The following is a 20,507-nucleotide window of genomic DNA, read 5'->3' on the forward strand; positions in this document are numbered from 1 at the left end:
CTCCCTGGAGCAGGCTGAGTTGCTCAGCGACCTGGGGGATGTTGTTGCAAAACCTGCTTCAAATATCGCCCTGTATGGGATCCGGGGTGCTCAGCCACCTGTTCTGGGGTGCCAACGGCGATGATCTGGCCGCCGCGGTCGCCGCCCTCTGGCCCCAAGTCAATAATCCAATCAGCACAGCGGAGAATGTCCAGGTTATGCTCGATCACCAGCACGGTGTTGCCTGTATCCACCAGCCGTTGCAGGACGTTCAAGAGCTTGTGGACATCGTAAAAAGACAAGCCGGTGGAGGGCTCATCCAGCAGATAGAGGGTTTTGCCGGTGGAGCGGCGGGCCAGTTCTGCGGCCAGCTTGACCCGTTGCGCTTCCCCACCGGAGAGGGTAGGAGCTGGCTGGCCCAGCTTGATGTAATCGAGGCCCACATCGGCCAAGGTCTGCAGGATCTTGGCGGCAGGAGGCAGGGCAGCGAAAAACTCCAGCGCCTCCCCCACCGTCATATCCAGGACTTCGGCGATGTTCTTGCCCTTGTACCTGACCTGCAGGGTTTCGCGGCTGTAGCGGCTGCCCCCGCAGACTTCGCAGGTGACGTACACATCGGGCAGAAAGTTCATTTCAATCACGTTCACCCCCTGCCCTTTGCAGGCTTCACAGCGCCCCCCCTTGACATTGAAGGAAAAGTGGCCGGATGGGTAGCCTCTGGCCTTGGCATCCAAGGTTTGGGCAAAGGTTTGGCGGATCGGGTCGAACAGGCCGGTGTAGGTGGCAGGGTTGGAGCGGGGGGTACGGCCAATGGGAGATTGGTCGATCACGATCACCTTGTCAATGTGTTCGATGCCCTCAAGTGCTCCCATCTCCGTGGGTTGGGGCACCTTGTGTCCAAGATGGTGCTGCAGGGCAGGGTAGAGCAATTCGTTGACCAAGGTGGATTTGCCGGAGCCGGAGACGCCTGTAACACAGACCAACTTGCCCAGGGGGATCTCTACATCAATGTGCTTGAGGTTGTTTTTGTGGGCATTGGTGAGCTTGAGAGAAACCGCCTTGCCAGCCCGCCGCTGCGCAGGGGTAGGGATCCGCAGCCGCCCCGAAAGATAAGCTCCGGTGATGGAGCGCTCGCAGGCCATGATGTCCGCCAGGGATCCCTGGGCCACCACTTCCCCCCCGTGGATCCCGGCTCCAGGGCCGATATCGACGATGTGGTCGGCGGCACGGATGGTTTCTTCGTCGTGTTCCACCACGATCAGGGTGTTGCCCAGATCTCGCAGGCGAAACAGGGTTTGCAACAGGCGCTCGTTGTCCCGCTGGTGGAGGCCAATCGAGGGTTCGTCCAACACGTAGAGCACCCCCGTCAAGCCGGAGCCCATCTGGCTGGCCAGCCGGATCCGCTGCGCCTCGCCCCCGGAGAGGGTCATGGCCGGGCGGGCCAAGGTGAGGTAGTCGAGGCCCACATCCACCAAAAACTGCAGCCGGGTTTTGATCTCCCGCAGCACCAACTCGCCGATCTGCGCTTGGCGGGGGGTAAGGTTTAGCTGCTCCAGGCGGTGCAGGCAGTCGCGGATGGAGATCTCGGTGAGATCGGTAATGCGGTAGCCGCCGATGCGCACGGCCAGAGCTTCCGGCTTGAGACGGGATCCCCCACAGGCGGAACAGGGACGGTAGGTGAGGTAGGCTTCCAGCTTTTGCCGATAGATTTCGGAAGTGGTTTCCTGGTAGTGCCGCTGCAATTGGGGAATCACCCCCTCATAGCGGCGATAGTACCCCCGGCCTCGGTACTGAGATTCCGCCTCGGCGATGTAGACCTCCTGGTCGGCGCCGTAGAGGATGATCTGCTGTTGCTGGGGGGTGAGATCACACCAGCGGCTGCTGAGGTCGAAGCCAAAAGCCTTGGCGGCTCCCGCCAACAGGGCCAGATAGTAGGGGTTCTCCCGCTCTGCCCAAGGGGCGATGGCGGCGTACAGGGGTAGCTTCGGATCGGGCACGATCCGCTCGGGGTCGAAGATGGGCTCAAAACCCAGCCCGTGGCAGACAGGACAGGCCCCAATCGGCGAGTTGAAGGAAAACAGGCGCGGCGACAGCTCGCCCATCACCGAACCGTGCTCCGGGCAGGCAAATTGCTCAGAAAAAATCAGCTCCGTTGGCTTGCTGTTCAGGTATTGCCCCGCCGACTCGGCCACCTTTTGCAGCAGCTGTTCTCGCTCCTCTTCCCGCGGCAGCAGCTCCACCACCGCAATTCCTCCCGACTGGCGCAGGCAGGTTGCCAGAGAATCGGCCAGTCGCTCCGCTATGTCGGGGCTCTTGACCAGCCGATCCACCACAACCTCAAGGGTGTGGGTTTTGTTTTTGGCTAACTCGATCTCCTCGCTCAGATCCCGCACCTGGCCGTCGATGCGCACGCGCACAAACCCTTGCTGGCGCAAGCTTTGCAACAGGTTGGCATGGGTGCCCTTTTTCCCCTTCACCACCGGCGAGAGCAACTGAAACCGCGTCCGATCCGGCAGGGCCATGATCTGATCCACAATCTGATCCACCGTCTGGGGGGCGATCACCCGGTTGCAATGGGGACAGTGCGGGATCCCAGCTCGCCCATACAGAAGCCGCAGGTAGTCATAGATTTCGGTAACGGTGCCAACCGTCGAGCGGGGGTTGTGGCTGGTGGACTTTTGATCGATGGAGATGGCCGGACTCAGCCCTTCGATGCGATCCACATCCGGCTTGTCCAGTTGCCCCAAAAACTGCCGCGCATAGGCACTGAGGGATTCCACATAGCGCCGCTGCCCTTCGGCAAAAATGGTGTCAAAGGCCAAAGAAGATTTGCCAGAGCCGGAGACGCCGGTGAACACCACCAGGCGATCCCGCGGGATCCGCAGCTCGACATTCTTGAGGTTGTGCTGCCGCGCCCCCACCACGTGAATTTCGTTTTGGCTGGACATCTCACCACCTTTTCGCGCAGCGTGTCACAGGTATCCCGTCGAGACCGGCGAGTAACAAAATCTTAACGATTCTTAGCTAACGATTCTAATGCCCTTCGCTTTGTCCAGAAGGGGATCCCAGGGAGGGCAAACCGGTAGCAAAAAAGACTTGGCTATGCTGGAAAGGATTGAATCCCAAGGGCCATGACCTGGACACTGCCATCCGTTCAAAAGGTGTTTGTTTACCTGTTGGTGGGGATCGCCTTCACGGCCCTTTGTCTGGGGGATCAGGCTCTGTCGCCACCGGTCATTGCCGTTTGCTTGGCCGCAGGGGCCTGCAGTTGGTTTTGGGAGCCGCCAAGGATTGCTTTTGCCCGCTATGCCCCCCTGTGGATGCCCCTGACGGTGGCGGTGTTGCTTAGCCTGCTGGCTTTGGTTATCTTTGGGATCCTTCCCTTTTCCGATGGGGCCATTGGCTTGGTGCTTTACCTAACGGGGGCCAAGCTGTTTCAGCGGGAACGGGCAGCCGATCACATCCAGTTGGCGGTGCTGTCTCTGCTGCTGATGGCCATTGCCACCCTGTTCAACGAAGACATCAGCTTTGGGCTGCTGTTTTTGCTGTACGTGGGGGTAGGGCTAATCAACCTCACCCTTTACCACCTGCGCCTGCAAGCAGAGCAGCACCCGCAGGCAGCCAGCCAAACCCGTGGCATCAACCTCAACTTCTTGGGCTTTCTCGGATCCCTGGCTTTGCTGGCGGTGATCCTGTCCGTGGCTTTGTTTTTCTTGTTCCCGCGGGTCAGTTTAGGAATTCTGGGTCGCCAGGCCCGCTCGCCGGTGATGACCACCGGCTTTGCCGAGGAAGTCAGCCTGGGAGCATTCGGCACCCTCAAAACCGATAACACCGTTGTCATGCGGGTGGAATTTCCGGCAGGGGTGCCGCCCCGTGTGGAGTCCCTCTACTGGCGCGGGATCAGCTTCGATCGCTACGACGGGCTGGCCTGGTCGCGGACGCTAGACCGCTTCATCCCCATTTTCCCCAACGCAGCAGGGGTATTTGATCTCTCTGCCTCCAGCTTGATCCCCACTGCTCCTGACCTGCTGCTTCTCCCCTTGGAGCAGCTTATCTATCTGGAGCCGCTGGCCACCAACACCGTTTTTGGGGTGGCGCCGCTGGTGGAGGTGGAATGGCTGGATCGAGGTGGGGCGATGACCCCACAGCAGAGGTGGCAATGGCAAAACCGCCGCCTGCTCCTGCGCGAGACCGGGGATGTCAGCCATTCTCTGCCCCCCCGGATGCCCTATCTCTACCGTGCCGTGAGCCGGATCCCACGGGATCTGGAACCCCGCCTGCGCCAGCTTGGCCGGGAGGAGCTGCTGAGCGCTCTTGACCCAGTCCAGCAACAAGCCTATCTGCAGTTGCCAGCAGACCTGGATCCGCGCATTCCCGCCTTGGCTGAAGACGTTACCGCTGGGATCCCCGATGTCTTTGGCAAGGTGACGGCTTTGCAGAACTACCTGCTGGAGAACTACGCCTATACCACCGATCTGCCGGATCCCGGCCCTGAACCGCCTTTGGAAGCCTTTCTGTTCACCCATCGGCGGGGCCACTGCGAATATTTCGCCACAGCCCTGACGATACTGGCCCGCAGCATTGGCATCCCGGCCCGGATGGTGAATGGCTTTTTGGGCGGGCGCTGGGTGGCGCAGGAACGGTATCTGGCAGTGCGCAATGCCGACGCCCATTCCTGGACAGAGATCCCCTTTGGCTCCTACGGGTGGATCATTTTCGATGCCACACCGGCAGAGGCCAATGTCAGCCGGCGGGAAACCTGGTGGGATCCGATTCAGGATTTTTACGACAGCTTGCGCTTTCGCTGGTTCAAGTACGTCATCCAGTACGACCTATCCACCCAGCAGCAGATCTGGCGGCAGATTCAGGAGATGGCCAGCGCTGTAGCCGCCTCTCCGGATCGAGAGGATGTCGGTGCTGGCTTCCGTCGCAACCTGGTTGCCTTGGGGCAAACGTTGCAGCAGAATGGCCTGCCGGTGTTGGGGGTGGTTTTGATCACCGGATCCATGGCCTATTGGGGTCGCCGCCGCCGCTATCGGGCTTTGCGCTGGCAGGATGGGGGGTGGATTCTGTTGGCCACTGCCGGCAATGGGGTTTTGCTGGGATCCCTGTGGCAGCCTCCGCCCCCCTGGCCCACCTGGATGGTTGGCCTCTTGCTACCGAGTCTGGCCTTTGCTGGGATGCGCTGGATCCCGGCGGCTCTACCCAAGTCGCAGCAGCGCCGCCAGCTTATCTCAAGGCTTTATCTGCAACTGCGGGATCTGGCGACGGCGGTGGGGATCCCAGCCCACCTAGGCCCTGAGGCCTGCCTGGAACACTTGCGCCACTCCGACTTACCACAAGCCCAGGTGGCCATCCAGTTCTTGGAGCGCTACCTGGAGGTGCGCTTCGGTGGGATCCCGTTGGAGGCGGGCGAATTGCAGCGCTGGCAACAGCAATTCAAACGGCTCAGACGAGCATGGCAGCCACTGGCCAAAACCCCCAGAAGAGCCGCCTGACCAGAAGGACGGCTATGCCCTGGAGCAGGTACCCCAAAAGCCCTGCGAGAAACCTTGACAGTTAAGAGATAGTTAAGAGATAGTTAACAACAGTTATGGACCCCGTAAGCTGGCCTGCCAGAATAGCGGGATGGGAGGCGGCGTACTCACTTTGGGCACGTCGCACACTGGTAAGTTGCTCTGCTCTTGCAAACTCGTCCGAAGCTGTGTTACTTTTCTTAACGTTCAGCTTTGAACGAGCAAGAGCGTGCTAGCTACGCGTAGCTATTCTCTGAGGGCAGCGTTGGCTGCGACTGTATGCGTTTTGTCTTCTTCCGTCTTCTCCTCTAGCCTGGCTCAAGCAGCGCCTCAGCCGACCGGAAACGGGGCCATCTTCTTCCACCCGGATGGCACTTCGGCTTCTCACTGGGACATCACACGCATTCTCCACTACGGCCCCGATGGCTTTCTGAACTGGGATCGTCTTCCCGTGATTACCACCTATCGCGGGCACCTTTTCGACCAGCTTGGGGGAACTTCCAACGCCGGAGCGGTGACCCATGCCACAGGAACTCGTGCCCACGCCAAGAGCTTTGGGTTGGATCCGGACGGCAAAGAGTACTCCTCTGCCAACGGCACCCTGAACACGATCATGGAAGAGGCTGTGGCGGCAGGCTTGGGTACGGCTCTGGTGCAAACGGGATCCATCATTGAGCCGGGGACGGCTGCCTTCGTTGCCAAAGCTGCCAAGCGCAGCGACTATGAGGAGATTGCCCTGCAGGTGGTGGAGTCAGGGGTAGACATCATCCTCGGCGCTGGCGAGGAATGGCTGCTGCCGGAAGGTGTCCAGGGCCGCTTTGGCAAAGGGAAGCGCAAGGATGGCCGCAACCTGATTGAGGAGGCCAAGAAAAAGGGGTACGCCGTTGTCTACACCCGCGACGAGCTGCTCAAGCTGCCGGCAGATGTCTCCAAGGTTTTGGGGGTGTTCAACGTCGAGGACACCTTCTACGACAAGCCTGAAGAAGAGTTGCGGAAAGAAAACTTGCCCAACTACATCGCCAGCGCCCCCACCATTGCCGAGATGACCGAATTTGCCCTGGCGCGGATCTCCCGCAATCCTAAGGGCTTCTTCGCCGTCATCGAAGAAGAGGGCACTGATAACATGTGCAACAACCTCAATGCCTCTGGCTGCCTGGAGGCCATGAAGCGGGCCGACGATGCCATCGGGGTGATTCTCAACTTTATCGAGAAGAATCCCAAGACCTTCATGATTACCACCAGCGACAGCAACGCCGGCGGGATGCAGTTGGTGGATATCGAATCCGCCGAGGAGCCGCTGCCCCCTACTGACCCCAAAGGCAGTGGTGCCCCCATTGACGGAGTTGACGGCACGGGCACAAAGCCGTTTATTTCTGCTCCTGACAAGAATGGCAAGCGCTTTCCCTTTGCCGTGGCTTGGGCTACCGGAGATGACGTCGGCAGTGGAGTCATCGCTCGCGCTGCGGGCCTGAACGCTCGAGAGCTAGTGCCGGTCACTGGAATCCTGAACACAGACATCTACCGCATTCTCTACTTCGTGCTCTTTGGGGAGCGCATCCCCAGCGAGCTGAAGCCCTAGTGTCTGCTGTGGTCACCTGCCTTGGGCGGGTGTTTGCCCCACAAGCTCTGTCCGTCACGGGGGATCCATCCAGTGGATCCCCTTTTTTTATGAGAACCACATAACGGCGAAGGGGCTAGCTCAGCAAAGCAGATAGACGTAGTTCATTTTGCGTTAGAACTGTACTACAGTGGGCTATCATGGAGCCGAGACTGTCCTTTGGGTTTGAGTTTGTTCCACCAACGCGAACTGCGATCTTCAACCATGCCCACTCCCGCTGACTCCTCTCCATCCCCCCTTCTCCAAAGCGACGAGGTTCTCAAGCCTGAGGACTCTGTTCCGCTGAGGGGGACGGTATTGGCGGCCCGTGAGCCTTTTTTGGGGCTGTTGCGGGATCTGGCGCGGGCCTACCAAGCTTTTGAAAATTACGCCGGGGTTCACATTCGGCAAATGGGGCTGACGGCCCCCCAATTCGATGTGTTGGTTACCCTTGGCAATACCCCTGGGATGACCATGAATGTCTTGGCCCAAAAAACGCTGGTGACCAAAGGGACACTGACCGGCATTGTGGATCGCCTGGAACAAAAAGGGCTGGTGCGCCGGGAAGTGCCCCCGGAAAACCGACGCTGCTTTAAGGTCGTGCTGACAGAAGCGGGGGAAAAACTGTTTGAGGAAATTTTCCCGGCCCACGTCGCCTACTTGAAAGAGCGCTTCCAAAAGCTGGATCCCTCGGAGATGGCGCAGATCCAGGCTTGCCTTAAAAAACTGCAGGCTATTTTCTAGCGCTTTCAGCTAGAAATCGCAGGAGCCCCGCACTGTACCCGTAGGGTCAGTGCCGAGAGGAATGCGAGGTTACAATAGAACTATGACCCAAGTCCTGACCGTATCCTGCAAGCTCAAGGTGTCCCAGTCGCAGGCCGCCAAATTGGACGCGACTTTGGAGGCTTTTGGCCAAGCCTTGAACTGGGTCAACCAAAACACACCCGAGAAAGTCGCCAACGCCGTTAAGCTCCAGTCTCTGTGCTACCGCGAAATCCGTGCCCGGTTCGGCTTGTCCAGTAACTTGGCTCAACAGATATGCAGACGGGTAGCGTATGCTCGCAAGGTGGCACAACAGAAAAACCGCCCCGTCAAAGCGTTGTCGCTACGCGACGCTAACGCGAACAAGGGGGGCTTCGCTACCTACGACGCTCGTATCTTTTCGTTCCGCGAGAAAGACTGGTCGGTGTCGCTGACCACGGTGGAGGGTCGGGAGCGCTTTGAGCTGGCGATTGGCCGCTACCAGAGAGAACGGCTGGCGGGCTCCAATCCCAAATCTGCCACTCTGGTCAAGCGTAAAGACGGCTCCTACTCCATTCAAATCTGTGTAGAAGCGGAGCCATCCCCACCGCAACGCACGGGTAGAGTACTGGGGGTGGACTTGGGGAGGACGGATATTGCCCATACGTCAGAGGGGGACAATTGGAATGGACAGCAGTTGAACAGAGTCCGCGACCACTACTCCCGGTTGAGGGCGGTACTCCAACGCAAAGCCAGTAAGGGCACACGCAGTTCGCGGCGCAGATGCCGTCAACTGTTGCAACGGCTGTCTGGCAAGGAGAGACGTTTTCAGGCGTGGGTCAATCATCGCATCTCCAAAGCTATTGTCTCTAGGGCAAAAGCTACCAACAGCGCTATTGCCCTGGAAGACCTGACAGGGATCCGGAAAAGAGTCAATCAACAGCCGCGCAGCAAAGCCGAGCGGCGCAGGGCCAACAGTTGGGCGTTCTACCAACTACGTCAGTTTCTGGAATACAAGGCGAGGGCTGCAGGGGTTTCTCTGATTCTTGTGCCGCCTGCTTACACGTCGCAGACCTGTCACAAGTGTTTACACATCCATCCCGACCCTGCGCAATCCTACCGCAGTGGAAAGAAGTTTAAGTGTGGGCACTGTGGATGGGAAGGAGATGCGGATTTGAATGGTGCGAATGTGATTGCGCTTTTTGGGGCTGTCGTAAACCAGCCTAGAGGTTCGGGCCTGTTTTGTTCTCTGGTAGAGCAGAACAGGCTCAGGGCTACTGAAAGCCCGCTCCGTACCGCTTTAGCGGTCGGAGTCGGGTAGTTTACATTCCCCTCTCCGATCCGGCTGATCAGCGACCCCCAAGCCGCAGTGCCGGAAGCAACCTCTAGCCCGGTTCAAACGGCTGCCCCAGAGCTGCCGGCGGAGTGGCCTTCACCGCCTGCTGGATCCAGCGCCGCAGCCGAGGTGGGATCCCGCGCAAGCCGCACTCCCACCATTCCCCAGAAGTGAGCACCAACACCAAAATCATCAACACGAAGGGGGCCACCGTAAAAACTTGGGTGGGCACGGCGCGGATGGTAGTCTGGGCAACTCCGGCAAAGGACTGCAAAATGCCGAACAGGTAGGCCCCCAGGGCTACCCGCAAGGGGTTCCAGCCACCGAAGATGACGATGGCCAAAGCAATCCAGCCATACCCTGCTGTATGTCGGTGGCTCCAGCCGGCCTTGAAATCCAGAGAAAAGGCAGCCCCCGCCAAGCCCAATAGGGATCCCCCCACAAGGGTGTAAACATAGCGCCAGAAAATGACATTGGTGCCGCGGGCAAAAGCCGCCGCCGGCTGTTCTCCCATAGCCCGCAACATCAGGCCAGGCTGAGTGCGATACAAAAAGAACCAAGTTCCCCCGATGAGCGCGTAGCTGGCGTACAGCAACAGATCCCCTTGGAACAGGAGTGGCCCCAGCAGCGGCACCTCTCTCAGGAAGGGGATGGGCAGACTGGGCACCGTTGGCCCTGGGATCCGCACGAACGGATTGCCCAAAAAGGAAGACAAATCCGCCCCCAATAGGGTCAAGACGAAACCAATGGCAATTTGGGATCCCTTCAGGGTCAGCGAGCCAAAGGCCACGATCCCAGCAAACAGCGCTCCCACCGCGGCGGCAGCCAAAAAGCCCAACGCCAGACTTCCCGTCAGCTTGGCCACGGCGAACCCAACCATGGCCGCCAGCATGATCGTCCCCTCTGCGGAGAGGTTGATCACCCCTGCCCGCTCGGTAATGGTTTCCCCCACACAGGCGAAGACCACCGGTGTAGCGGTGGCAATGGCAGTGGAGAGAATAGCAACCAGTTGGGCAGCGGTCATTATGAGCCTGTCGAGAACTCGGGTTGGGTTAACGCATTTGCAGTTGCTGCGGGAATGCGCCTGTCGATCTGGTCATCGCCTCACCCCAACACCCAGAGCATGAAAGCCACCCCTAGGGTGACGGCACCAAACAGAGCATAGCTGATCCGGCGCAGCGGCCTCAGTTGCAGGGCATGCAGATCCTTAAGCCAGCCCAGCCCCAAGGATTCGACAAAGCGATCCAGCACCGCCTGCATAGGGTAGGCGTAAACCGATCCTTGCTCCTTAAAGTTCACCAGCACAACCAGCAGTGTAGCGTAGCCCCAGAGGAGGCCCCAGAGCACAGCGCTCAACCCGATTAAAATTGGCTCAAACATCGACTTTCCCTTGCCTTCTATAGGCATGTCCACTGCTTGCGTGAGCGGGAGACGGAGTTCTTTGAGCCTGGGGGACTTGGATCTCATTATTCCGGTTGTTTTCCCGTTGAGGCTGCCCTCCCTCAGACAAGAGCGTAGAAGGGATCCCAGCTTGCTTGCAGAGATCACGCCGGTTCTCTTCTGCCCGTCCAGGCCAGGAGATGACAAACTGGAAGTACCCGCTCGGAGTTATCTCGTCAAATCCCCATGAGTTCTCGCTACCTGCTGCCCCCCGCTGAACCCAAGTCTGTCGGTACTGCCTATATCCTCTGGGCGTTGGGCATCTTCGGGATCTGTGGCGTCCATCGCTTCTACCTGGGCAAGACTGGAACAGGCATCCTCTGGCTGTTCACCTTTGGCCTGCTGGGCTTTGGCCAGTTAATTGACCTGTTTTTGATCCCAGGCATGGTGGAGAACTACAACTTCAAGCTGGCCGTCCTGCAGGGATCCCGACCCTCCCCATCCCCAGCTTCCTCAAAAAACACCTCAGCACCTCCTCAGCCCCTCAAAGGTCAAGCTCTGATGCGGGAGATCCTGCGGCTAGCCCAACAGCGGCAAGGGATCCTCACCCTTGCGGAGATAGCTATCGACTTACCTGCCGACTTTGACGAAATTGAAAAGGCGCTGCAAGAGCTGAGCCGGCGGAGCATGGCTTTCCCCGAAAACAACCCGGTCACTGGAGCGGTAGAATACCACTTCCCTCACCTGCTGCACCGCTCCCCCAACCAACGTTCGCTCTAGATGCCCTCCTGCAGACCTCTACTGGGATCCCAGGATCCCTCGGCGCTTGGCTGCCCGAACCGCCCGGCGAAAGGTCAGCAAGCCCAGGCCGAAGTAGAAAACGCCGCTGGTCAGAGCCATGATCAGCCGCACGGGATCCAAGCCCGCCTCCCGCACCATCACGTCTCGCAGCAGCCCAGCCCCCGCCGTCATGGGCAGACTTTGCCCTAGCCACCTCAGGGATCCCGGCCATTCTTCCGTGGGAGCAGCCAACAGGAAAAGCAGGCCGAATTGGCTGATGATCAAAAGCTGCTGAATTCGCTTCCAAATCAGAGCGGCGGATCCCAGCAAAAACGAGAAGCCGTAGGCCCCCAGCACCACGCTCACCAAAGGCAACACCAGAGCAGGGGGAAACCGCAACCGGCTGCCCGTCAGCAATAAGATGACGCCCAGAATGACGACGACAATGGAAAAGCGCAACACCAAGCTGGCACAAGCCCGTGCCAAGAAGAGAGTGGCTGCCGAAAATGGCGAGAGCAACACCTGCTCCAAGGTGCCTGTCTGGGCTTCCACCTGCAGGTTGAGGGCGATGTCGTTCACCACAAAAATGACCAGCGTCCAGAGCACATAGCCGATCACCACCGCGTCCAGCCGTTTGCCAAATTGGGAGGCAGGCCCTGCCACATATTGGGCGCCGGCAAAGAGGGCATAGAAGAAGAACGTGGTGATCAGGATCCCGCCCAGGGCCTCCGCCGGATAGCGAATGTACTGGATCCAGGCCCGCTTTAGTTCAGCCCAAAACAGGTGTATCACCGGCATCATCCTTGCCCCTCTCCCCTTTTCAACAACTCGAGGAAAATATGGGTGAGATCGGCTTCCTCTCGTTTGAGGCTGAGCAAGGGCAAAGGCTTCAAGATCTCCAGCACCTGATAGAGCATCTCTGGCGGGCCGCTGAACCGCACCCGATGGGATCCGAGAATCTCCACCCCTTGGCGGGCCAGTTGTTCAAACCTCCAGGGATCCAGCCCCTGTTCCAGCTCGATCCGGTAAGTACCGACGGCGCCGGCAAAGTGCCGGATCAACTCTCCCGTGGGGGCTTGGGCGATGATCACCCCTTGTCGAATAACGGCTACCTGATCCGAGAGCGCTTCCGCAATATCCAGTTGATGGGTGGTGAGCAAGATGGCTCGACCCGAAGCGGCAATTTGGCGGATCAGGGATTTCACCGCTTGCGCCGATTCCACATCCAACCCCAGGGTGGGCTCATCCAGCAGCAACAGGGCCGGTTGATGCAGGAGGGCGACGGCAATGGCCACCTTCTGCTGCATGCCCCGCGAAAGGGTTTGCACGGCAACATCCCGCTTTTCCCACAGGCCAAAGGTCTCCAGGAGCTCTAGCCCCCGTTGCCGAGCGGTTCTGGGGGATAGCCCCCGCAGCACACCGAAGTACTCCAGGTTCTGTAGGGGGGTCATCCGCCAGTAGAGGTTGCGGTTGCCTTCCAGCACCGCCCCTACTTGGGCCAATGTGCCAGGATCCCTGTGGGGATCCCGTCCGAGAACGCACACTGTGCCCGCGTCGGGTTGGATCAGGCCGGCAATCATCTTAATGGTGGTGGTCTTGCCGGCCCCGTTGGGCCCCAAAAAAGCCAGGATCTCCCCTGCTGCCAGCGTCAGGGAGACATCCACCACCGCCCGCACCTCCCTGCCTCCTTGCCGGTAGGTTTTTTGGAGGTGGTGAGCTTCTAGAACTTTCATGACGCGAACCCGATGCAAACGCGAAGCCGATGCAAAAAGGAGCGCTGAAGAGAGGAGGGCCGGCCATTCCACTCTCTCACACCAGAGCATGGGCCCGCCTCGAGAGGGATCCGGCAAGATCTAGGGGGTCATTGGGATCCCAGCCTCCATCCGGCTCAGGGCCAGGCTCATCTTGTCCAGCCACTGCAAAAGGTTCTCCAGTTGCTGCGCCGCCGGCACCATCCCCAGCCCTCGCACCGTCACCTTGCCCGGTTGGTAGACAAAGCGAGGCTGCAGGTGAGTGGGCAGAGCCTCTTTCAGGCGATTCCAAGCCGGCTCCTCCATGGGGGTTTCCAAAAGCACATGCTCTTTGGCCGGTTTGATGCGGGAAAAGCCCAGGGTGCGGGCCAGGATCTTCAGCTCCATCACCCGCAGCAGCTCCTGGGTAGGCTTGGGCAGGGGGCCAAAGCGGTCTTGCCATTCTTGGGCAATTTGCAACAGCTCGACCCGAGAGCCGGCAGCAGCCAGGTGTCGATAAGCCTGCATCTTTTGATCTTCGTCGGGGATATAGCTTTGCGGGATCATGGCGGTAACATTCAGGTCGATTTGCGTGTCCTCCACCTGTGGGATCTCCTGGCCGCGAATTTCTCGAATGGCTTCTTGCAACATTTCCAGGTAAAGATCGAAGCCCACCGCATTGACTTGCCCGGATTGTTCCGTTCCCAGCAGGTTGCCAATGCCGCGAATTTCCATATCCCGCATTGCCAACTGATAGCCGGATCCCAGTTGGGTAAATTCCTGAATGGCCTGTAGGCGTTTGCGGGCCTCCTCGGTGAGGATCCCGTCTTCTCGGTAAAACAGCCAAGCATGGGCTTGGATCCCAGCCCGGCCCACCCGCCCCCGCAGCTGGTATAGCTGAGCCAATCCAAACTCCTGAGCATTTTCAATCAAAATGGTGTTGACGCGGGGAATATCCAAACCGGATTCGATAATCGTCGTGCAGACCAGGATATCGATTTCCCCATTGTTAAAAGCCAGCATCGTTGCCTCTAGCTCCCCTTCCGGCATCTGCCCGTGGGCAATGGCAATGCGGGCGCCGGGCACCCATTCCCGCAATTTGGCGCTGGCTTCTTCGATGCCTTCAATGCGGTTGACGACATAGAAGACTTGACCGCCGCGATCCAACTCTTGGCGGATAGCCGTGCGGATGACTTCGGGGTTGTAGGGAGAAAGGTAAGTTTTGATAGGCCGGCGGGAAGGAGGCGGAGTTTGGATCAAGCTCATTTCCCGCAAACCCGACAAGGCCATATACAGAGTGCGGGGAATAGGGGTGGCGGTGAGGGTGAGTACATCCACCTGGGTTTTGAGAAGTTTGATTTTCTCTTTTTGGTTGACGCCAAAGCGCTGCTCTTCGTCAATAACCAAAAGGCCTAAATCCCGAAATTGCACATCCTTGCCCAAAAGCTGGTGGGTGCCCACCACAACATCCAGTTCGCCACTCTTGAGACGGGATAGGATTTCTTTTTTCTCCTCCGAGGTGCGGAAGCGGTTGAGCAAGCCCACTTGAATAGGATAGGGAGCAAAGCGCTCTTTGAGGGTGTGGTAGTGCTGCTGGGTAAGAATGGTGGTTGGCGCCAAAAGAGCCACTTGCTTGCCGGCGGTTACGGCCTTGAAAATGGCGCGGATGGCCACTTCCGTTTTGCCAAAGCCCACGTCCCCACACAGCAGCCGATCCATAGGGCGTGGAGATTCCATATCCCGCTTGATCTCCTGGACAGCTCGGAGTTGATCCGGCGTCAGGGGATAGGGGAAAGAATCTTCCAGCTCCTGTTGCCAAGGAGAATCGGGCGGGAAGGCATAGCCCTCCTGTTCGGCGCGTTTGGCATAGAGCTGCAGCAGGTCAAAGGCCACTTTTCGCAGGCTCTTTTTCACCTTCTGTTTGGTCTTTTCCCAGGTGCTGCCGGACATCTTGTGCAGGGCAGGTGGTCCATCCCCGCTGGCGCGGTAGCGGGAAAGGGAGTTGACCTGGTCGGCAGCCACCCGCAACAGGCCATCGCTGTATTGAATAACCAGGTACTCGCGGGTTTCGCCCCCAATGGTGAGGGTTTCCAGGCGCAGGAATTGGCCGATGCCATGCGCCTTGTGGACAACAAAATCCCCCGGCTTGAGCAGGTTGGGATCCACCTGGCGGGAGCTGGCCTGGCGGCGCTTGCGCACATAGGTGGGGGTGGCCAGGCTGTGTTGGCCGAAAAACTCGCGGTCGGTGAGCACCACCCACCCCAAGGTGGGCAGGAGAACCCCCTCCAGCTCGGCCAGGCCGGAATACTTGAGGGCCACTGGGGTGTAGGACTGTAGCTGGCGCTCGATGGCCGGGAAGTCTTTGGGATTGGGCACGTACTGGGCCGGGCAGTCGTGTTCCTGCAGCAGGGCCACGGTGCGGGAGGGCTGGGCAGAGAGGATCCACACCTGCAACTGCTGCTTGCGGTACTCGCGCAGGGTTTTGGCCAGGGATCCAAACTGGTGGGGAGCAGTAGGCACAGGCCGGCTTTTTAGGTCAAGGGCAGCTTCGGCTTCGCCAGCAGGGGCAAAGGTGCGGGCCAACAGGCAGGGGAAGGGATCCCAGTCGGGAGCATGGAGATCGAAGGGGCGGTGAAAGGGCTGCAGAGCCGGCTCCGCAACCTGGGCCTGTTTCCACTGTTCTTGGGCGTGGTAGAGCCACTGCTGGCTGTGGGCTTGGCACTGCTCCGGCTCGTCGATCAGGATCAAAGCCTCGGGATCCAGATAGCTCAGCAGGTTGGCTGGCGGATCGTAGAGTAGGCCAAGAAAACGGCGCAAGCCCTCCGGGGGGGTGGGCGACTGCTCCAACTGCTGCCGTAGGCCCTGGGAGAGCTGATCGGCTTTTTCCTGCAGAGCCGGCCAGAGGATGGGTCCGTAGCCAGTGGGGGTCAGCCAGACGTGGGGGATCCCATCTTGGGAGCGCTGGCTGACTGGGTCAAACTCCCGCAGCCGCTCCAGCTCGTTGCCAAACCACTCTAGGCGCACCGGCCATTCGCAGGCCACCGGGAAAACGTCGAGAATGTCGCCCCTTTGGCTCCACTGCCCCTCGCTTTCCACCAGACTCACCCGCTGGTAGCCCAGACGGGTCAACTGCTGCCCCAGTTGCTGGGGAAACATCTCCAAGCCGGGTTCCAGCTGGAGACAAAAGGCCCGCAACACCTCTGGGGGAGGGAGGTGGGGTTGGAGGGCCCGCTCTGTCGCCACAATGGCCATGCCCTTCTTCCCCTGGAGGCAATCGGCCAGCACCTGAAACTGACCCCACACCAGCTCCGGTTCCAGGTCAAAAGGTTCGTAAGGGGAAGCCTCTGAAGTAGGGTAGAGCTGCACACTCTCCCAGCCCATGCCCTCCAATTGCGCTGTCCACCGGCCCGCTTCTTCCAGCGTGGCAGTGACCACCAGCAGGGATCTTCCCTCCTGCTGGGCCAAAGCCGAGGCGATCAACCCCTTCGGGATCCGCCCTGCCCCCTGCAGATCTGCCTGTCGCCGTGATCTCAACCGGGCGGCCAACTCTTGCATCAAGCCAGATTGGGCCAGAAAGCGCACCAGCGGAATAAACGACATCTTCCACCCCACCCTGCAAACTGGGATCCCAATTCTGGCAGGCTCCGGGGACGATCAGCAGCCGTCTGCCGGCTCTGTAAACCGGAAGTCCTCCCTTGCTGGGAATTGCTCCTCGATCTATTGGGACAACAGTTTTGTTGTTTAAAGACGAAGAAAACCAGAACCCTATGTCAATGGCCTGCCAGTTTTTGGCCGCTAGGTTCACAGAGGGCTTTTTGCTTTGTAGTCCAAATTACAAAAAAAGGTCTATATCTCACAGAATCCTAAAATTAACCTTTAGAGTCGGACGGCTTGTCGATTGTCTTAGCCAAGATTCGATGTTAGAAGGAACCACAAAGCGCGGCTTTCCCGGCCTCATCTGATGTCTGCTAGGGAGCAAGATGTTTTTCATGCAAGAGGTGTAGCTGCATCAACTGCAGAGGATGTTGTCGGAAAAAGCTGTATTGGCCAATTCATCTAAGCTTGGTACAAATCATGTTTCTAGATACCGTTGCCCTTTCTCGTCTACAGTTTGCCCTCACGGCCATTTTTCACATGTTGTGGCCGGTCTTAACAACAGGAATGGCCATTTATCTTGTTGTGATTGAGGGGCTTTGGCTGAAAACCCGCAACTTAGATTACTACCGCCACGCCCGTTTCTGGTCAAAACTCTATGTGTTGAACTTCGGTATTGGCGTGGCCTCAGGCTTGCCAATGGCTTTTCAGTTTGGCATGAACTGGGCACCTTTTTCCGAAGCAGTGGGGGACTTCTTTGGAACCATCCTGGGCTTTGAGGGCACGATGGCCTTTATGCTGGAGGCCAGCTTTCTGGGGATCATGCTGTTCGGCTGGGAGCGCGTCCCGCCGGTGATTCACTGGATCTCGACGATCCTGGTGGCCTTTGGCGCCAACTTATCCACCTTTTGGATCCTGACGGCCAACTCTTGGCTGCAGACGCCGGCAGGTGGCGTGTTCGTCGATGGGAAATTTGTGGTGCGGGACTACCTGCAAGCTATTGTCAACCCCTTCATGGTCAACAGCTTTCTGCACATGTTTTTTGCCACCTTGGAAACCTCTTTGTTTGTTATCGGTGGCATCAGTGCCTGGTACATTCTCAAGCGGCGGCACAGCGAGTTCTTCTCCCGCTCCCTCAAAGTGGTCTTGGCGATGGCCCTGGTGGTTGCCCCCCTGCAGGTGTATATCGGCCATTTGAGCGCAGAGCAAGTGTATCGCTATCAGCCGGCCAAGCTGGCGGCCATGGAGGCCCAGTGGGAGACGATCCCCGCCGGTGAGCGGGCGGACTGGAGCCTGTTGGCTGTGCCCAACGACCGCGAAGAGCGCAACGAGTGGGAGGTGAAGATCCCTGGCGCGCTGGGCTATCTGCTGGAGTTCAAACCCAGGCTGGATCGACCCATTCAAGGGCTCAAAAGCTGGGATCCCCAAAATCGTCCCCACATGGTTGGCCTCATCTACTACTCCTTTAGGACAATGGTGGCCATTGGCCTCCTCCTAGCCGGGCTTGTCGGAGTTACCCTTGTGCAATGGCTGAGGGGCAAGCTCTCAGTGGAGGCCCTTTCTCAGCAAAAGTGGCTGATGAGAGCTTGGATCTTCGCAGCACCCCTGGGATACATCGCCGTTGAAACCGGTTGGATCGTCCGCTGTGTGGGTCGGCAGCCCTGGATTGTGTATGGACAACTGCGCACGGTGGAATCGGTTTCGCCCCTGCCGGCAGGAGAAGTGCTGTTTTCTCTGGTTGGCCTGACCGCGTTGTACACTGTGTTCTTCGTTGCCGCTCTCTACTTTGGCAGCCGCATCATCCGCAAAGGGCCCAACCTGGAGTTGCCCGCTCCTGCCCCGGCAACGCAGCCGGTGATCGTGGTCGAGCCTGCCCGCCACGAGCCAGATCGCCGTCCTGCAGAAGCTCGGTAGCAGCAGTTTGGTAGCCATCTAACTGGTGACTCCAAGTAGCAACAGGGCAACGTAGCAGGCCCATTCCCCACAGCAGTGAAACCCTTCGCTACGTCAACTCCCAACTTCCCTTCCCTGGAGGGAGAGGGACTGGGGATCGCCATCGGGAACTGTCTCGCACTGGTCAGAAATACTCAAAGCAGAGGGAACAGCGATGGAATCTTTTGAGCCTTTACAGCGGTTTCTGCCCCAGGTTTGGTTTTTTATCCTGGGCCTATTCCTATTTCTCTACGTTCTGCTGGACGGGTTTGATCTGGGAGTTGGTATCCTCTCCCTGACGGCCTCCAGCGAGACGCGGCGCAGCATTCTCATGACCAGCTTGGGCAATGTTTGGGATGCCAACGAGACGTGGCTGGTGTTGATGGGGGGATCCCTATTTGGATCTTTTCCTCTCGCCTACGCCACCATTCTCAATGCCCTCTACATACCCTTGGTGATCATGGTGGTGGGCCTGATCTTGCGGGCCGTTTCCTTCGAGTTTCGGGAAAACGCCGACAACAAGTTGGTGTGGAACCTAGCCTTTGGAGTGGGCAGCTTTTTGGCAGCCTTGGGCCAGGGATTTGCCTTGGGCAGCGTCTTCGAAGGGATCCGCGTGGACGAAGCCGGCCACTTTGCCGGCAGCCCCTGGGATTGGCTGACCTGGCGCACGCTGTTGGTGGCTCTTACTTTGATCCAGGGCTATGTGTTAATCGGCTCAGCCTACCTAATCGTTAAGACCACCGGCGAGCTTCAGGAAACCTACTACAAGACGGCAACCATCGCCACCTGGACAACTTTACTGGGGGCAGTGTTTATCACCATCAGCACTCCTATCATGTCCGAGCAGGCGCGTGCTCAGCTTTTCTCGCCCCCCCTTTTCTACATCTTTGCTGCCATCCCAGTTCTGGGACTTTTGTTGGTGGCGTTGTTGCTGCGCAGCCTGCGCCGGCGGGAAGAAAATAGCGTTTTGGTTTACACTTTTTTGATCTTTGCGCTTTCTTTTATCGGCTTGGGGTTCATGGTCTTCCCCAACATCATCCCCCCCAGCGTCACCATCTACGAAGCGGCAGCCTCCCCCAGCTCGCTGGTGTTTATGCTCACCTTTATTGGCTTTCTGATCCCGGTTATCTTGTCCTACAACATCTACAACTACGTGGTGTTCCGGGGCAAGATCGTGGTGCAGGAAGTGGCGGCGGAAGAGGCCAAAGTTCCAGAGGCAGTTTAAGCTGGCCTGAGGATGCAGCAATAACCCCGCCCGGTGATGGGCGGGGCAATTTTTTAGGTGCAATCGAACGTCTACAGAGAAAGGCTGATACATTTACGCTGAACACTGCTGAGCATTACTGCTCAACGGTGAAGCGATAGCATTCTGTCCGTTTCCGAACAGAAAGGCGGTATCCCGCAAAGCTCTGAGCATAACACCCAGAGCGCCTTGCCAATCTCGTGGTAGCCTATGGCTGCACTTTGGGCATCTAAACACCTTTGCGCCACCCAACTTGGTGTGGATGTGCCCGCACCTGGTACAGGTTTTGCTGGTGTACGCTTCCGATACTTCCACGACGACCACGTTTTTCTTTTTGGCTTGGAACCTCAGGAACTGCTTGAACCGATAGTGCGCCCAGGTGAGCATCGCCCTTGCTGTCTTACTACCAAACTTCCTCCCCGCCTTGGCAACCATCTTGGCTGACTCGAAAGTGGGGAGAAATATCAATCGGTAGTTATCCGTCAGGAACGCCGCTACCTTGCGATGGCACTCGTCCACCAAGTTCCTGATTCTCTCCCGCAGACGAAACGCCGCTTGCCGCATTCGCCTACGCTTGGGCCTCGGCGCTTTGCTCAGCCTAGATTGCAGATCGTCTAGGTGGTAGCACAGCCGAGCGATTCTACCAAAGTCCCCCTTGGCGATATCTACAAAACCTGCT

Annotated in this window: 13 protein-coding genes and 1 pseudogene; 7 read left to right on the forward strand and 7 right to left on the reverse strand. The window is 58.5% G+C overall.

Features of this window, described 5'->3' with window-relative positions; translation table 11 throughout:
* Window positions 1-23 precede the first annotated feature (23 nt).
* Window positions 24-2,927 carry an excinuclease ABC subunit UvrA gene (gene uvrA / locus CYB_RS05680; RefSeq protein WP_011432824.1) on the reverse strand — a complete coding sequence of 968 codons (2,904 nt, stop codon included), beginning with the start codon at window positions 2,925-2,927 and terminating at the stop codon, window positions 24-26.
* A gap of 183 nt (window positions 2,928-3,110) precedes the next feature.
* Between uvrA and CYB_RS05685 the strand changes: the two genes are divergently transcribed.
* The 4 genes from CYB_RS05685 (at window position 3,111) to CYB_RS05700 (ending at window position 9,154) form a co-directional block, all read left to right on the forward strand.
* Complete coding sequence (locus tag CYB_RS05685) at window positions 3,111-5,477, forward strand: transglutaminase TgpA family protein (protein ID WP_011432825.1); 2,367 nt, start codon at window positions 3,111-3,113, stop codon at window positions 5,475-5,477.
* A gap of 283 nt (window positions 5,478-5,760) precedes the next feature.
* Window positions 5,761-7,074 carry an alkaline phosphatase gene (locus CYB_RS05690; RefSeq protein WP_238376930.1) on the forward strand — a complete coding sequence of 438 codons (1,314 nt, stop codon included), beginning with the start codon at window positions 5,761-5,763 and terminating at the stop codon, window positions 7,072-7,074.
* A gap of 243 nt (window positions 7,075-7,317) precedes the next feature.
* Window positions 7,318-7,836, forward strand: a complete 519-nt coding sequence (locus CYB_RS05695; RefSeq protein WP_238376932.1) for a MarR family winged helix-turn-helix transcriptional regulator — start codon at window positions 7,318-7,320, stop codon at window positions 7,834-7,836.
* 82 nt (window positions 7,837-7,918) lie between these two features.
* Entirely contained in the window at window positions 7,919-9,154 is a 1,236-nt protein-coding gene (locus CYB_RS05700; protein ID WP_011432829.1) for an RNA-guided endonuclease InsQ/TnpB family protein, read from the forward strand.
* Window positions 9,155-9,218: 64 nt separating this feature from the next.
* On the opposite strand, the gene CYB_RS05705 is transcribed toward CYB_RS05700, so the two are convergent.
* Both CYB_RS05705 and CYB_RS05710 read right to left on the reverse strand, forming a co-directional pair.
* Window positions 9,219-10,193 (reverse strand): ABC transporter permease, encoded by a 975-nt coding sequence (locus CYB_RS05705; protein WP_011432830.1) that lies wholly within the window; start codon window positions 10,191-10,193, stop codon window positions 9,219-9,221.
* Between the two features lie 80 nt (window positions 10,194-10,273).
* Entirely contained in the window at window positions 10,274-10,576 is a 303-nt protein-coding gene (locus CYB_RS05710; protein ID WP_187147267.1) for a hypothetical protein, read from the reverse strand.
* Between the two features lie 219 nt (window positions 10,577-10,795).
* Here CYB_RS05710 and CYB_RS05715 point away from each other — a divergent pair, with 219 nt between their 5' ends.
* Window positions 10,796-11,329 (forward strand): TM2 domain-containing protein, encoded by a 534-nt coding sequence (locus CYB_RS05715; RefSeq protein ID WP_011432832.1) that lies wholly within the window; start codon window positions 10,796-10,798, stop codon window positions 11,327-11,329.
* An 18-nt stretch (window positions 11,330-11,347) separates the two neighbouring features.
* On the opposite strand, the gene CYB_RS05720 is transcribed toward CYB_RS05715, so the two are convergent.
* The 3 genes from CYB_RS05720 to mfd all read right to left on the reverse strand — a co-directional run bounded on the left by CYB_RS05720 (window position 11,348) and on the right by mfd (window position 16,659).
* The gene (locus CYB_RS05720) at window positions 11,348-12,130 is read right to left on the reverse strand and encodes an ABC transporter permease (RefSeq protein ID WP_148202711.1); all 783 of its coding nucleotides are present in this window, start codon (window positions 12,128-12,130) and stop codon (window positions 11,348-11,350) included.
* Entirely contained in the window at window positions 12,127-13,062 is a 936-nt protein-coding gene (locus tag CYB_RS05725) for an ABC transporter ATP-binding protein (protein WP_011432834.1), read from the reverse strand. The genes CYB_RS05720 and CYB_RS05725 overlap by 4 nt, the downstream gene beginning before the upstream one ends.
* A gap of 120 nt (window positions 13,063-13,182) precedes the next feature.
* Complete coding sequence (gene mfd, locus CYB_RS05730; protein ID WP_011432835.1) at window positions 13,183-16,659, reverse strand: transcription-repair coupling factor; 3,477 nt, start codon at window positions 16,657-16,659, stop codon at window positions 13,183-13,185.
* Between the two features lie 474 nt (window positions 16,660-17,133).
* On the opposite strand from mfd, the gene CYB_RS05735 reads away from it, so the two are divergent.
* Together CYB_RS05735 and cydB are read left to right on the forward strand one after the other, a co-directional pair.
* Window positions 17,134-18,567, forward strand: a complete 1,434-nt coding sequence (locus tag CYB_RS05735) for a cytochrome ubiquinol oxidase subunit I (protein WP_041436395.1) — start codon at window positions 17,134-17,136, stop codon at window positions 18,565-18,567.
* 193 nt (window positions 18,568-18,760) lie between these two features.
* The gene (gene cydB / locus CYB_RS05740; protein WP_011432837.1) at window positions 18,761-19,810 is read left to right on the forward strand and encodes a cytochrome d ubiquinol oxidase subunit II; all 1,050 of its coding nucleotides are present in this window, start codon (window positions 18,761-18,763) and stop codon (window positions 19,808-19,810) included.
* A 93-nt stretch (window positions 19,811-19,903) separates the two neighbouring features.
* Here cydB and CYB_RS05745 read toward each other — a convergent pair.
* Window positions 19,904-20,506, reverse strand: a pseudogene (locus tag CYB_RS05745) (zinc ribbon domain-containing protein); the annotation flags it as partial.
* Window position 20,507: the final 1 nt, after the last annotated feature.

Origin of the sequence: Synechococcus sp. JA-2-3B'a(2-13) (genome assembly GCF_000013225.1) — a bacterium.
GTDB lineage: Bacteria > Cyanobacteriota > Cyanobacteriia > Thermostichales > Thermostichaceae > Thermostichus.